Origin of the sequence: Leptolyngbya sp. NK1-12, assembly GCF_032598965.1 — a bacterium.
Lineage (GTDB): Bacteria > Cyanobacteriota > Cyanobacteriia > Elainellales > Elainellaceae > Elainella.
In genome coordinates this window covers 3,049,044-3,063,376 of record NZ_CP053586.1, presented here as the reverse complement: position 1 = coordinate 3,063,376, position 14,333 = coordinate 3,049,044, and the positions used below count along the sequence as shown (strand labels likewise).

The 14,333-nt window shown below is 52.0% G+C and carries 13 protein-coding genes; 4 read left to right on the top strand and 9 right to left on the bottom strand.

Annotation, left to right across the window (positions count from 1 at the left end; genetic code table 11):
* The first annotated feature begins 233 nt into the window (after positions 1–233).
* Both HJG54_RS12860 and HJG54_RS12855 read left to right on the top strand, forming a co-directional pair.
* Positions 234–986: an FRG domain-containing protein gene (locus HJG54_RS12860; protein ID WP_316435375.1), complete on the top strand. Its 753-nt coding sequence runs from the start codon at positions 234–236 to the stop codon at positions 984–986.
* Between the two features lie 632 nt (positions 987–1,618).
* On the top strand, positions 1,619–2,182 hold the full coding sequence (locus HJG54_RS12855) for a hypothetical protein (protein WP_316435374.1): 564 nt from the start codon (positions 1,619–1,621) through the stop codon (positions 2,180–2,182).
* A gap of 10 nt (positions 2,183–2,192) precedes the next feature.
* On the opposite strand, the gene HJG54_RS12850 is transcribed toward HJG54_RS12855, so the two are convergent.
* Positions 2,193–2,498: a hypothetical protein gene (locus HJG54_RS12850; RefSeq protein WP_316435373.1), complete on the bottom strand. Its 306-nt coding sequence runs from the start codon at positions 2,496–2,498 to the stop codon at positions 2,193–2,195.
* 223 nt (positions 2,499–2,721) lie between these two features.
* Here HJG54_RS12850 and HJG54_RS12845 point away from each other — a divergent pair, with 223 nt between their 5' ends.
* Entirely contained in the window at positions 2,722–3,186 is a 465-nt protein-coding gene (locus HJG54_RS12845) for a DUF29 domain-containing protein (RefSeq protein WP_316435371.1), read from the top strand.
* Positions 3,187–3,347: 161 nt separating this feature from the next.
* Here the strand turns inward: HJG54_RS12845 and HJG54_RS12840 are convergent, their stop codons facing one another.
* From HJG54_RS12840 to HJG54_RS12830, 3 genes are all read right to left on the bottom strand, one after another.
* Positions 3,348–3,821: a hypothetical protein gene (locus tag HJG54_RS12840; RefSeq protein ID WP_036005444.1), complete on the bottom strand. Its 474-nt coding sequence runs from the start codon at positions 3,819–3,821 to the stop codon at positions 3,348–3,350.
* 388 nt (positions 3,822–4,209) lie between these two features.
* A complete protein-coding gene (locus HJG54_RS12835; protein WP_316435370.1) occupies positions 4,210–6,117 on the bottom strand; it encodes a transketolase C-terminal domain-containing protein in 1,908 nt (635 codons plus the stop codon).
* Positions 6,118–6,309: 192 nt separating this feature from the next.
* Positions 6,310–6,939, bottom strand: coding sequence for a hypothetical protein (locus tag HJG54_RS12830; RefSeq protein ID WP_316435369.1), 630 nt, complete (start codon positions 6,937–6,939; stop codon positions 6,310–6,312).
* 505 nt (positions 6,940–7,444) lie between these two features.
* Between HJG54_RS12830 and HJG54_RS12825 the strand changes: the two genes are divergently transcribed.
* Positions 7,445–8,767, top strand: coding sequence for a homoserine dehydrogenase (locus HJG54_RS12825; protein ID WP_316435368.1), 1,323 nt, complete (start codon positions 7,445–7,447; stop codon positions 8,765–8,767).
* 84 nt (positions 8,768–8,851) lie between these two features.
* Here HJG54_RS12825 and HJG54_RS12820 read toward each other — a convergent pair whose 3' ends face one another.
* The 5 genes from HJG54_RS12820 to HJG54_RS12800 form a co-directional block, all read right to left on the bottom strand.
* The gene (locus HJG54_RS12820; RefSeq protein WP_316435367.1) at positions 8,852–9,253 is read right to left on the bottom strand and encodes a class I SAM-dependent methyltransferase; all 402 of its coding nucleotides are present in this window, start codon (positions 9,251–9,253) and stop codon (positions 8,852–8,854) included.
* 135 nt (positions 9,254–9,388) lie between these two features.
* On the bottom strand, positions 9,389–10,225 hold the full coding sequence (locus tag HJG54_RS12815; protein WP_316435366.1) for a tetratricopeptide repeat protein: 837 nt from the start codon (positions 10,223–10,225) through the stop codon (positions 9,389–9,391).
* Positions 10,226–10,364: 139 nt separating this feature from the next.
* The gene (locus HJG54_RS12810; protein ID WP_036005430.1) at positions 10,365–10,985 is read right to left on the bottom strand and encodes a cytochrome c oxidase subunit 3; all 621 of its coding nucleotides are present in this window, start codon (positions 10,983–10,985) and stop codon (positions 10,365–10,367) included.
* Between the two features lie 164 nt (positions 10,986–11,149).
* Positions 11,150–12,832: a cytochrome c oxidase subunit I gene (gene ctaD / locus HJG54_RS12805; RefSeq protein WP_316435365.1), complete on the bottom strand. Its 1,683-nt coding sequence runs from the start codon at positions 12,830–12,832 to the stop codon at positions 11,150–11,152.
* Positions 12,833–12,907: 75 nt separating this feature from the next.
* Positions 12,908–13,966, bottom strand: a complete 1,059-nt coding sequence (locus tag HJG54_RS12800; RefSeq protein ID WP_316435364.1) for a cytochrome c oxidase subunit II — start codon at positions 13,964–13,966, stop codon at positions 12,908–12,910.
* Positions 13,967–14,333 lie beyond the last annotated feature (367 nt).

The window sequence follows — 14,333 nt, the reverse complement described above, 5'->3', positions numbered from 1 at the left end:
ACCTAAGGCAACAATGATCTATAGTCCCATTAATAGTCTCACTAATAGCGGAGCTTTAGACGAGAATCTCGGTCGTAATCAGTCGTTCATCTATAGAAGGAATTCAACTTAATTAATAGAGTGCGGGCATCTTGCCGCCACCGTTTCCTTGGGCTTGTAGGCTCTGACCACTAGAAATAATGAGCTGAGCTACCCCTTGTCTTGCCCCCTTTCAAGTCTATGCCAGCCCATCTATGCAAGAAGTTACTGTCAACACGACTGCCGAATTGATCACCACGATTGGAGCAATCAACCGGGGAAAACGGTCTCTATATCGCGGCCAAAGAAGAGACTTGCCACTGCTGCCCAAAATCGCGCGGCTGCTGACCTACTTGCCGATTCTAGAAGCCGAGCAGGCGATGCTGGAGGACTTCAAACTGCGGAGCATTCCCTGTCTAGAACAACTACCCGAAAACGACTGGGAATGGCTGGCGGTGATGCAGCATCATGGCTTAGCAACTCGTTTGCTCGACTGGAGCGTCAACCCACTGGCGGCTCTGTGGTTTGCCGTCAACAGACCTGCCTCAGATCAAGCCGGTGTGATTTGGCTTTACCAACCCGATCGTGAGGATTATGCCACGGTTTCCCAGCAAACTAGTCCGTTTCAGGTTGATCGAATTTTGTTGATTAAGCCGAAGATCGTCAGTGCTCGAATTGGAGCACAGCTCGGTTGGTTCACAATTCATCCATTTGATCCGGCCCAAGCACAATTTTTAGGTCTAAATAGCTCTCCAGCTCACCTGCCTCGTTTGACCAAGATAACAATCCCTCCTGCCTGCTTCGCCCAGATCCGGTTTGAACTCGACCGATTGGGCATCAACGCCTCGACACTATTCCCCGACCTAGAAGGACTCTGTGCCCATATCGAATGGTCCTACTCCAGGCTGCCCGATGAAACAGTGGAGGCTTGGCAGAAATATTTCGTTTTGCCGTCGCAGTTGGGGTAGGAAGGTAGGAGACAGGAGGCAGGAGGCAGAATAGTTTTTTAATTCCTGTACGGGCATGAGCCAATGGGTGTTTTCCCAGACCATTTGGTGAATGGAATTCGCAGCTCCATAGACAACTAGACAAAGCGTGTCTTCGCAGACCGACAGTCCCGATCTTCACGAGTCTGCGTAGGCGGACTTTGTTGGTCTAGCCACAAATTCCATGCACTGGTCATTCATGCTCCTGACTCCCGCCGGCTGACGCTCTGGGAAGCCTGACTCCTGCTCCACAAATTTGTTGAAACGCTACAGTTTCTGCAAAATAGTTGACTAAAGAGACACGATGCGAGTAATCTCTCTGTTTAAGTTGTTTCAAAAATCCGAAGCAACCTTTATTAAGTTCAGTAAATTCAGTTCGTTCAGTTGTTGATCTGATTCATTGATCTGATTCATTTGGTCTAGTTCGTCCAAAATCTAGCGCCGCCCCAGGCTGTATCCGGCAGCTCCAAGGCGGCTGACCCCCTCGGCTGAGTTCAGCAGCATGGGAGGCTAAGGTGGATTTTACATCACTGCATAGCCCCCTGTTTTTGCTTCGACCAAAGAGAGGCTAGGTTTTGGGATTCGTTTAATCTCTACAAACCTCAATCAAACCTATGCTATTCAACATTCGTGGCGTCGAAATCGACGTGGTTTTGCCAAAATCCCTGAAAGAAGCAAACCGCAGAATTCATGACTTATATCTGGTGCGGGCACGCCTGAAGCAAGAAATGAGGGAATTGCCCCACCGCAGCCGCATGTTCAAGGCCAAGCGCAAGATGATTGACGAAACCGAGCTGGAAATCGAAATCCTCAAGCAATGGACCCGCAGTGCCAATGCTCGTTTGGAGGCGATGCTCGCTAGCTCAGATATCCCCAACAGCCGAGAGCTGAGAACCGAACCGGGGTTGATCAAGCATTTGTACCTGGAACTGTGTCAGGTGGTGAAAAAGAAACGAGTCCGGTTAGAACGCGGTGATAAGCTGACCACGGTGCTATCTGCCGCTCACTATTGGCTGCGCGAACACTACTCAACCATGTTGCCGCCTGTGGATCTGGTGAAGGAATTGCTAGAAGAAGCAGCTCAAAGAGCCGAGGCTGAAGCTCGTCAGCAGGAAGAGCAAAACCAGCAGCAAACACAAGAGGCGCTAGCACTACTCAGCCAGCTTGCGAAGCAATAAAGCCATCCGTTTATGACTGGCGGGCACGATTGAGCATCCGACAAATCAGCTCGCCAGCTCCATTGGACTGAAACGGTACGGTTATACCGTCCTGTCTGACGCGGATCCGATCGCGGCAGTTGTAGATTTCGATTGGGCGCTCCTCATCGTTCACTTTCACGGCAGCCCGGTATTCCCAATAGTTTTTAGCACTGCGCTTAATTTCCAGAATGCAGATAGTCTGTCTTTCAACAGTGCGGCACAAGGCGGCTGTAGCAGGTGAGGGCAGGATGAAGGCCAGAACCAGTCCTAAAACTAGAGCAATGATTTTCTTCATTGATTGCAATTTTAAGAGCTTGTTTGTAAACAAAGCTTGAGATCCCCCTAAATCCCCCTTTTTAAGGGGGACTTCAGAGATTTGACTCGGCTCCTTATTTAAGGAGGGTTAGAGAGGATCAGATGTGAAGTCGATTCTAGCCTCTTAAAATTCATTTACAAACAGTCTCTAATGCCTCTAACCGGGTGTGATAGCGTGGGAAGTAGCTCTGGCAGAACTGAAAATGGCTCAAACGATGCCTGACCTCAGCTTATACGATCAGGATTTTGTCGCTTGGTGCGAAGCAACTGTTGCCCAACTCAAGGCGCAGCAATTGGCGGAATTGGACCTGGAGCATCTGATCGAGGAGATTGAGGGTTTGGCTGGACGCGATCGACGCGAACTGGAAAATCGCCTGGTGGTTTTAATGGCTCATCTGTTGAAGCGAATCTACGTCCGCAAGCCCCACAATTACCGAGGTTGGGAGAATACGATTCGGGAACAGCGCCGGCAGTTGCGCTCTTTGCTAAAGCAATCTCCCAGCCTCAAAAACTATTTGGCAGAGGTGTTTGATCAGTGCTGGCAAGATGCCCTGATTGATGTTCGGGCCAATTACCCCCAAGTCCAGTTTCCCGATCACTGGCCGTTTAGCCGTAAAGTAGAAGCCCTGCTGAGTCGGGAATTTTGGCAGTCTTTGGAGGGTCATTGAGGATCGGCCATGACGCAGACCACGACTGCAAAAAATCCAACATCTAACTGACGCTCGACAAGACTATCCAGCCGTCGAGTTTCCTGACAGCTGGCCATTTAGCTGCGAGATAGAAGCCCTGCTGAGCGAGAAGGGTTGAGCAACGAAGGCTGGGATTTTGCTTAATTATTGCTGTTGACTTCATCGGAATGGGCACTGCTCAACTCTTGAGGCAACATTGGAAAAACTCGCCGTACCAGAGCTTTAACGCCCGTGTCAATTTCCTGGACTTCCTTACTGGCTTCGGCAAGCGCCATCTCCCAGGCAGGCGCAAATCCGGGTGAGTTGACGGTCATGATCCGCACCGCCTTATCCCAGGTTTGCAGGGTTCTAAGTTCGGTTCTGCCTGGCTTGTTGGAGAGGGTAGCCACTGTGATGCGCAAATTCTCGTTTTCTTGCTTCAGTCGCTTCAGCTCTTGCTGCATCTCTTCGTAGCCCTTGGCATTGATGCTGAGCTGGGTCTGGAGATGCTTTTTCATATTGTCTAATTCTTTGCGCAGTGAAGAATTCACTCGCCACTTGTTGAGCCAGATGCCTAAAGCCACCAGCAGACCGAGTCCCAATCCAGTCCCGAAAACTGTTGCCTCAAAGTCCATGTCACACCTCAGTTTGAAGTTGTTGCAGTTGATTGTAGTTTAATTGGCTGATTGTAGTTCAATTGTATTAAGTAATTCAACTTAATTAAAACCAAGATCGGCGACAACACCTCCTTTGGGGTTCATGTTTAATTATGTTGTTCTACTTATATGGCGGTACGCCAAATGATACGCCAAATGGTTTGGAACTATCCAAATCCCAAGTTCTTGCACAGTTCAGCAATCTCAAAGTTGTCCTATCCATTCCATTTCATCGATATTGGCTGCGATTTTATGCGATTTTAGATGATGCACAGCAATTGTAGAAGATGAATAGCCGAATCAAACAAAAGGCCCTACCCGTAAGCAGAGCCTCTAAACCAATCTCAACGGTCCATCTCAGCGAAACTTAGCCTGCTAGCTGTTTCACTTGAGCAATGATGCCATCTGGATCCAGTCCCTGATGTGGGTACTGCTCCCACAGACCGCCGCAACCTTCTTCGTGGGTTCCCAGATAAGCAAACTTGGGCGTATAGCCCCGCTCCAGCAACCAGGATCCAAAGCGGCTACCCAGACCCGTCTTGCGGTTAAAGGCTTCTACGGTCAGGACAAAGGACGACTTGCCAATCTTGGCCATCATTTCTTCGTCCACCACATTCAAGGTCGGTTTGTTGATCAGGCCAACATCCATGCCTTGTTGCTTCAGGCGTTCTACTGCGTCGAGGGCACGATAGAGGGCATCGCCAAAAGCAACAATATAGCCTGCATTGCCTTCCCGGATCACCTCGTCTTTGCCCGGTGTGAAGGTGTAGCCTTCGCCGTAGAGACTGTTGCCATTCGCGTCCAGGATATTTGGCGTTTTGGAACGGGTCGAGAAAATAAACCGCAGCCCCGGATCGTTAAATACCGCTTCGACGCAGGCTTTCATTTGGCCAGCATCAGCCGGGAAGTAGAGGCGGGTTTCGTAACCATCATCGAGGCCATTGTCGGCAAAGAAGTTGTTGAGGCCAAAGTGACAGGTGTTGTCAGCCATGTCATCGATGCCGGAGTGGGAGAAGTGGCAGAGCAGGTTGGAGTAGTTCAACCGCGCCATTGTAATTTCAGAGATACACATCTCCAAAAAGGCGGCGAAGGTAGCGAAAATGCCTTGTTTGCCTTGCTCCATGCCAAAACCTGCGGCTGCCGACAAATTGCCCCGCTCCATAATTCCAGAGGGAATGAACACTTCGGGATGGGCGTCATGAATTTTCTTCAGGCCACAGGAACCTTCTAAATCACTGTCGATCACCATGACGTTGGCTTTGCGCTCTGCCTCGCTCATTCTGCCAAGGATGGCGACAACGGCATCCCCGAATACGTTGCGGTTGGAGTCCCACTTATCGCCAGAGCCAATGAAAGTGTAAGTCTGCTTGGGCTTTTCGATCTGGTTGAGATACTCGACGGCTGCCGTGTGGCCGCGTTTCTCCAGATATTGCAGCGCCAGCTTCACCGAAATCACGTCATGACCGTGGTTCGAGCCTTCCAGCCCTTCGATGCCGGGGCACATGGGACGCTTGTTGATCACCGCAATTGGTCCGGGCGTAGTCACAGCTTCGCAGATGCGGGCATAAAGGCCGTCAATATCTTCCCCATCGCCGGTGAGCACCTTGAGGCCGTGACCTTCCAACGTCTTGGCGACGCTAAAACCAGGCAGGTATTTGGAGGGATGACCAGCAATCGTCACATCATTGTCATCGATGATCAGCTTAACATTCAGGTGCTGGGCCACCGCGAGGCGAGCCGCTTCGGCGTCGTTGCCTTCTTGCTGCGAGCCATCTGAGCCTAGACAGAACACAGTTTTGCCAGGATTGGCCATCGCGACTCCGTTGACATAGGGCCACATATGTCCCAATCGACCGGAGCTGAACTTGACGCCGGGAGTGAGTCCCAGTTCCGGGTGTCCGGGCAGTTTTGAGTCGGCCATGCGATAGTGCATCAACTGTTCGGCAGGCAAATCGCCCGCTAAAGCTGCCATCAGGTATTGCGTTCCGACTCGGTGTCCGGCTTCATCAAAAAAGATTGGCACAAACTGATCCGGCGCGTTGCGGAACAAGGCATCCAGAATTACCACTTCGGGAACCGTGTCGTAGGGGCCGCCGGTGTGACCACCCACACCCCTAGCTGCCCCGGTTGCCGTAAAGAACACAATGGCATCCCGGCAAAGCTGGATATTGGCTTTTAAGGCTGCCCGCTGCTGATCGCTGAGGGTGGGATTGGTGGGATCGAGCTTGAGCGGTTGATAGGCACCAAGGTCAATCGGAAAGCTACTATTGGTCATGACAAAATTTTCCTGAAAGGAGCAAAGTTAGCAAAGCAGACTCCCTTATCAGTCTAGAAGAGATAGTTGCCTAAGCGAGCAGATCTGGATTTTTAGTAAGGGTAGAGGGTGGACGCAAAGTATTGGTTACTGGGGCGCGCTGGCTAGTAACTCAAAACTCAAAACTCAAAACTCAAAACTCAAAACCTAAAATCAGCCCCTGACTCGGACTGTGAGTTTACCGGGTGGGCGACGGGCCATACGAATCGTGTAGGGCAGCACACCGACCATCAAGGCAAAGGCTTCATCGGGAATGCGGGCAATCGTCTCTTTGTCGAAGTAGGTTTCAAACTGGTTCAAAATCATCTGTGCCCGCTGTAGGGGAGCTGACTTGTCCGTGACTTGCTGGGTTAGCTTAATCCACTGGCGGCGAATCAGATAGGCGTTTTGGCGCTCCTGATGGGAGGTGGGACGCACCAACGACAGTCTGCCCATTGGAATCACCCGCTGACAGTCGAGGTCGAGGTAGCCACCCACCGCAGCTCCAGGGCCAGCAAACTCGGTATGAAATGGTTTACAAAGAATGACGCCGTTCCGCTGCCGGCTGTTGACCAGCCAAACTTGGCCGCCGCGGATGTACTCTAGAAGGTCTTCGGGTTCCCCACTCTCAATCACGGCTGGTAAATTGGCTTCAGCATCCCCAGAGGCAGTATTTATCGATTCTGTGGATGACATCAGCGAGTGCAGCGGCTCCGTCTGGGCAGCCGTTACCTTGACCGAGTCGATGGGGTGAGAAGCTTCAGGGAGGGCAACCTGGTAGCACTGCTGCTTTTCGCTATCCATCTCAACTTAACTCCTGGACTGCCTGGTGGTCTTCAGGGCAACTAACTCAAGTCTTGCAGGGAGTACTCCAGGCATACACAGTGAAAATACAATATAGACACTCAGTGTTAACTCGCAGGTATCAACTCAGACTTGTTGGCGACTGCCTACCCCATTAAAGCTTCGATTAAAAAGCCTATGTTTGAGGGGATGAGTGGGGGCTTGGTAGAGAAATTAAAGGAGAAACTGCGTAGTTAGCAGTCTAGGTGCTGTCACAGTGATAGTCACATTCTATGGCATTAAGCCGATACTCGGCCCGTAGAACCATCAAGAGATTTTGAAGTACAGGTAAAGATTACTTCATTTTCAAGCACCTTCATAAACAATTTGTAAAGTCCTGTTCTGGTTCAGAGGATTTGCTGAAGCATCGTTTGCCCCTAGTTAGCCATCAAATCCAGCCGGAGGTTCACCAAGCTGCCCTGCCCACCTACAATTGGGAAGAACCATCGAAGAGTGAGTTGGAACTGTGGCTTTTAAGATTGGTCTGCTGGGACTAGGTACAGTTGGCACCGGAACGGTAGAAATTCTTCTGAATCCAACCCAACGCCACCCCTTGCTGCAGGAGATTGAGATCCATCGGGTTGGCGTGCGCTCGCTCGATAAACCCCGCAGCGTCACCCTGCCGCCTGGACTGATCACAACGGATCTGGAATCGATTGTCACGGATCCAGCGGTCGATATCGTGGTTGAGGTAATCGGTGGGTTGGAACCAGCTCGCTCGCTGATGCTGAAGGCAATTGAGCATGGCAAACATGTGGTTACGGCCAACAAGGCTGCGATCGCCCGCTATGGCGACGAGATTTTTACTGCCGCGAATCAGGCCGGAGTGTATGTGCTGCTGGAAGCTGCTGTCGCGGGCGGGATTCCGGTAATCGAGCCGTTAAAACAATCGCTTTGCGCTAACCGAATTCGTGCCCTGACCGGCATCGTTAACGGCACAACCAACTACATCCTCACCCGGATGCAGACCGAGGGCAGCGATTTCGACGCCGTTCTGGCCGATGCCCAGCGCCTGGGCTATGCCGAAGCCGACCCGACTGCTGATGTCGATGGCCTCGATGCGGCGGATAAAATTGCCATCTTGGCGTCGCTGGCGTTTGGGGGACGCATCAAGCTGCCGGAAGTGCACTGCGAAGGGATTCGCAAAATCAGCGCTGCCGATATCACCTACGCCGACCGGCTAGGATTTGTGATCAAGCTGTTAGCCACTGCTAAACGCGACGAGGGACCCGATTCCGATGCGCTTCAGGTGCGGGTTCACCCAACGTTCGTCCCCAAAACCCACCCGCTGGCCAGCGTCAATGGCGTGTTTAACGCAATTCTGATCGAGGGTGACCCGGTTGGGCAGGTGATGTTCTTCGGGCCGGGAGCGGGTTCGGGTCCAACGGCTAGTGCGGTGGTGGCAGACATTCTCAATATTGCGGCGATCTTGAAAGTGGGGCGAGAAGCGGTGATGCGAGCCGATGGCACACCATTGCTGGATCCGCTGTTGGCCTGTTCCCATCAAGACTATTGTGCGATTGCGCCGATGGCCGAACTGGTGACGCGCTTCTATGTGCGGTTTCTGGCCAAAGACAGTCCGGGCGTGATTGGCAAGTTGGGCACCTGCTTTGGCAACTACAACGTCAGCATCGAGTCGGTGGTGCAGATCGGCATGCGGGATGAGCTGGCAGAAATCGTGGTGATTACCCATGATGTGCGAGAAGGCAATTTCCGGCAGGCGCTTGACGAAATTCGCACCTTTGAAACGATTGCCAGTATTCCCAGCGTGTTGCGGGTGCTTTCCTAGGGTCGGGGTACCTAAGTCCGAGGTGAGGTATTCACCCAAAGTAGACAAAAGTGCAGACATTTTGCCCGCTGCTAACGGTCGCGCTTACCGGATGCAGATCCTTTGCATCTCGACTGACCATATTGGATGGAAGGCTTGAAACGAGGTGACTAAATCGACCGATGCATTCTTCAGCGGAATCTGCTCAGCAGTTCCAGCCACAAACTCTACTCTTTCATGGGGAGTCGCTGCCGTTCTCATTTCTTCGTTGGGTTCGATCGCCACAACCTGAACACCTCGATCTGCCAACAACCTTGCTCCAATCCCTGTTCCGGCTCCAACATCAGCAGCCACAACCTGAATTGGAGAACCTAAACCCAACAAAATTGTGTCGATCGCGGCAGATGGATAAATCGGGCGATACTTTTCGTAATCTTCGCCTCGATCAGAAAAGTAGCTTAACGGGTTCGCGATTGCATCTGAGGCAGTAGAGAAATCAAAACTCATATTGCTAACTTACTGCGAGCTGCATTCTCAGGCCAACTCAGAAACTAAGATTGTAGGCTAACAACATTGATGTTACAGAGTTTCTGACTGATTTCTGATTGATTAGATTGATCTGTTAGAACCTTAGTTAAAGCCTTAGTACAAAGCAGAGGTCAGCTTTCTGCGGTACTCCTTAGTGAGCGGATGCTCATCGCCCAGCAGGTCAAAAATCATTAGCATCGCCTTGCGGGCACCATCCTCGCGATACTTGCGGTCTTGGTTGAGAATTTGCAGAAAGCCTTGCAGAGCGGTTTCATAATTGGCGGCTAGCGTGGCTTGTACCGCCTGAAAGAACGGCTCGTCTAGTTCATGAGTGTAGGGCTTGGCACTGTCCAGCTTCAGGTAGATCAGGTTGCGCAGGGCTTCTGCCTGAGGAAACCCCTCCATGCCTTCCGAGATGGGAGCCAGCACTCGTTCTGCCTCACCCAGTTCATCCAGGCTGATCAAAAAACTGGCGCTAAAAACGGCGATAGCCGCATTGTCAGGATACTGCTGGCGCAGTTGGGCCAGTTGCTCCTTGGCGGCGGGAATGTTGCCCTCGGCAATCTGCTGCTGTACGGATTCGAGACTAAGTTCAAGTTCCGACTTGCTACCCAACTGGGCATAGAAAGCGCTGAGCTGGGTGACAAAATCCTTGAGTTGCGGTTCGGGTAAAACGCCGACGAAGCCGCTGTACATCTTGCCCTGCATCACCACCCGCACATCCGGCACACCTTCCACTCGATAGGTGTTGGCTAGATCGGGGCTGCGGTCGATGTCAACCTTGGCTAGCACCACATCATGTTCCTGTACCAGCTTTTCTAACATTGGCTTCAAGAGCTGACAGGGGCCGCACCACTGGGCAAAGAAATCCACCAAAACCGGCTTCTCAAACGATTTTTCTGCCACCTCGGCCATAAAGTTTTCGCTGTTGACATCGACTGAAGTTCCCATTTGAGCGGCTCCCACTAGGCTGCTAATTGTTTTTAAGAATTAATGCTTAAAGACTGAATTAAAGGCAAATCGAATTGCTGTGATCTGACTCCAAAGGGCCAGAGCCTTTGCCCCAGCCGCTTTAGGTCAGATAATTATCTCAGAGCAGATACAGCAGAATAAACAGGATGATCCACACCACATCGACAAAGTGCCAGTAGAGTTCGGCCGCTTCGACGCCAAAATGGTGCTCGCTGGAGTAGTGGTCTTTGCGACGTGCTCGCCACAACACCGCCAGAATCAGGCATAGTCCCAAAAACACGTGCAGACCGTGGAAGCCCGTCAGGACGTAGAAGGTGCTGGCATAGAGGTTGGTGGTGAGGCCAAATTCTAGATTGTGATACTCATAGATCTGACCGACCAGGAAGATGGCTCCCATGGCGGCGGTGATCCCAAACCACTTGCGCAAGCCACCCACATCGTTCTGCTTGATTGCCGTATCGGCCTGGTGGATGACAAAACTACTGCCGATCAGAATCAGGGTGTTAATTCCGGGCAGCAGCAGTTCGCGTTCGGGGGTGCCTTCAGGCGGCCAAGTCGGGTAGACGGCGCGAAACGTCAGGTAGGCCATGAACAGCCCCAGAAAAATCATGCTCTCCGCGGCCAGGAACACAATCACACCGAAAATGCGATGGTCGGGATGGGCTTCGTGCTCTGCACCTGCAACCGTACCGTGATAGTTCAACGCAGCCTTGGCAGAATCGACAGTGGAACCTTGCATAAGCCTTCAAAAAATAGTAGTAACGGCAAGTTTTGAGTTTTGAGTTTTGAGTTTTGAGTTTTGAGTTTTGAGTGGATTGGGCTGGCAGTTCATAGGACAGCAGGGCAACTGAGAACTTGATAACTTAAAACTCAAAACTCAACACTTAAAACTCAAAACTCCCCTCAGGAAAGGGCTGAGGTATCGGGCTGAAGTTCGGGCGAGGTCAGCGGCGGCTCGATGTCCTCAGGAATGCGCTCGAGGCCGTAGTCGTAAGGCCCCCAGGCCAGAACCGGCAGGGTCTCGAAGTTTTCGATCTCCGGCGGGGAAGTAGTCTGCCATTCTAGGGTGAGGGCATTCCAGGGATTGTCACCGGCTTTGGCTCCCTTGATCCAGCTCCAAACGGCATTGATCAAGAAAGGCACCGTCGAAACGGCCAGGATATAGGCTCCGATTGTGCAGAGTTCGTTCAGCGGCTGAAACTGCGGATCGTAGAGGGCGACGCGACGATTCATGCCCTGCATTCCCAGCGCGTGCATCGGCATAAAGGTGAGGTTCATGCCAATCAGGGTAAGGATAAAGTGAACGATACCCAACGGCTCATTCATCATTCGTCCGGTCATTTTGGGGAACCAGTGGTATATGGCGGCGTAGATGCCAAACACACTGCCACCAAACAAGACATAGTGTAGGTGTGCCACAATAAAGTAGGTGTCATGAACGTGAATATCAAACGGTACAGACGCTACCATGACGCCGCTAATGCCGCCGATCACAAATTCACCGACAAAACCCATGGCAAACAGCATAGCGCTATTGAGGGCAATTTTGCCACCCCACATAGTCGCCAACCAGCTAAATACCTTGATCCCCGTCGGTACGGCAATCACCATCGTGGTAATCATAAAGAACATCCGCAGCCAAGCTGGGGTGCCGCTGGTAAACATGTGGTGCGCCCAGACGATTAGACCCAGGAACGAAATCGCCAGACTGGAGTAGGCAATTGCCAAATAGCCAAAGATTGGTTTGCGCGCATGCACCGGAATAATTTCGGAAATTGCCCCAAACAGCGGCAGAATCATGATGTATACCGCCGGATGGGAATAGAACCAGAACATATGCTGATACACCACCGGATCGCCGCCTCCCGTGGGGTTGAAAAAGGCCGTTCCCACCAGCAAATCAAAGGCCAGCAGAATTAGCGCACCGGCCAATACCGGCGTCCCAATCAAAATCAGAGCCGAGGTGGCTAGCATCGACCAGCAAAACAACGGCATGCTGTTGAGGTCCATGCTGGGGACGCGCATCTTGATGATGGTGGTAAAGAAATTGATTGCCCCCAGAATCGAGGAAGTTCCGAGCACCAGCAACGAAAAAATCCAGATGCCTTCACCGACTTTGCCCGTCATCAGGCTGAGGGGTGGATAGGAGGTCCAACCAGCTTGGGGCGCATCGACCAGAATGCTGAGAGCGAGTAACACCCCGGCTGGTGGCAGCATCCAAAAGGCCAAGGCATTCATTTTGGGAAAGGCCATGTCCCGTGCCCCAATCATCAGGGGAATCAGGTAATTGGCCAGCCCTGCCCCTGCCGGAATGATCCAGAGAAAGATCATGATCGTGCCGTGCAGGGTGAGCAGTTGGTTATACAGTTCGGGGCTGACCACATCCGAGGCGGGGGTTCGCAGCTCGGTGCGGATCACGTCCGCCATCAGGCCCCCAATTGCAAAGAAGACAAAGGAGGTAACGAGGTACTGAATCCCAATCACTTTGTGATCGGTGTTGAAGGTGAAATAGTCCTGCCACTTGCGTTCCTGCGCAGGATGGTGGCCAGAGGGTAGCTTGGTTGTGGGTGCTTCTGTTTGAGTCATAACGAATTGCAACAGACGGTGGAATGGTTCCGCTACCAGATAGGGCAGCATCGTCAGGGTTCGAGGAACGGAGCATCAAGCCGCTGGCTGGAGGGATTGGGCCGCTTGCTCAGACATTGAGTGCTGCATGGAATGGGGATGCAGTTGCTCTAAGGCTGCCGCATCCACTGGATTGTGAGCAGCAAAGGTAGCCAAATAGTCAGCATCCGTGCGGTCTGCGGCTGGCTTGGCAGCAACGGTTTGATCCGAATTGGGCTGGCTGGCGATTTGCTGCTGCAACCACTGATCAAATTCATCGGCTGGCTGCACATAGAGCTTGCTGGCCATTGCGCCGTGATAGGGACCGCAGAGTTCGGCGCAGATAATTGGGTACTCACCGACGCGGGTGGGGGTAAAGCGAAGCTCGGCATCTTGACCAGGAATCGCATCCTGCTTCAGCCGAAACTGGGGCAGCCAGAAGGCGTGCAGCACATCCTGCGCCTTAATCACCAGCTTCACATCCTTATCGGCAGGTAAGTGCAGTTCGCCAGCGGTAACGCCCGTATCCTGATAGGTAAAAATCCAAGCGTATTGCAGGCCCATCACATTCACGGTCAGATCGGGGTCTTTCATCTGATCCGGCATACCGCCTACCCCAAGCGCCATGTGATTGTGCATCGGTTTGTGGCTGACTGGCTGGCCGGCTGGCGGTAGAAGGGGGGCACTCATTTCAGCATCCGGCAGCATGGCCACTTGGACTGGCGACACTTGGACCGGCGACTGTTCAGCCGCTTCTGGGTCAAAGCCGCCCTCAATGCGGTAAATTTCAAAGCTGTACACTCCGATCACCAGCACAATCACGACTGGGATCGCAGTCCACAAAATTTCGAGCGGGATGTTGCCAGCAATTGGAGGACCATCGGTATCGTCGCCCGGTTTACGCCGAAATTTGAACATGCAAATAATCAGCACGCCTTCTACCAGCAAAAAGATGCCCATGCCGACGGTCATCATGGTGTTGAACAAATCATCGACCAAGACAGCATCGGCGGACGCCTGTACGGGAGCTAAACCATGATTTTGCCCGTACCAAAGGCTGACTAGGGTGAGGGCAATTCCTGCCAGCATCGTCAAAATACTATTTGGAATATTCACGGCTAATACGGCTACTAGTGGATTGACTCTTGATTGACTCAGAAGGTTGACTCAGAAGAACGGAAAACTGGGAGAGCAGTTGGGAAGAGCAAATTTTTGCAAGTTCACTATCTCCCTTATGGTGAAGGAATAATTCGGCAAGCAAACCCAAACTTCACAAAGATGTAAGAAGTTTTATCCTTACAGCTTGATTTTTAGAATCCGTTTGACAAGCCCCCAAATTCCTATTCTGGGAGACTTCCCCAAACCATCGCTGTTCAAAGTCCCCTACTGGTGGGAGATTATAGCCCTGCGGGCATCCCCGAAAGGGAGGGCGGATTCAGAAGACAAAATCCTTTGCAAACCGCTTCTTACAGGTTAGGGCGAG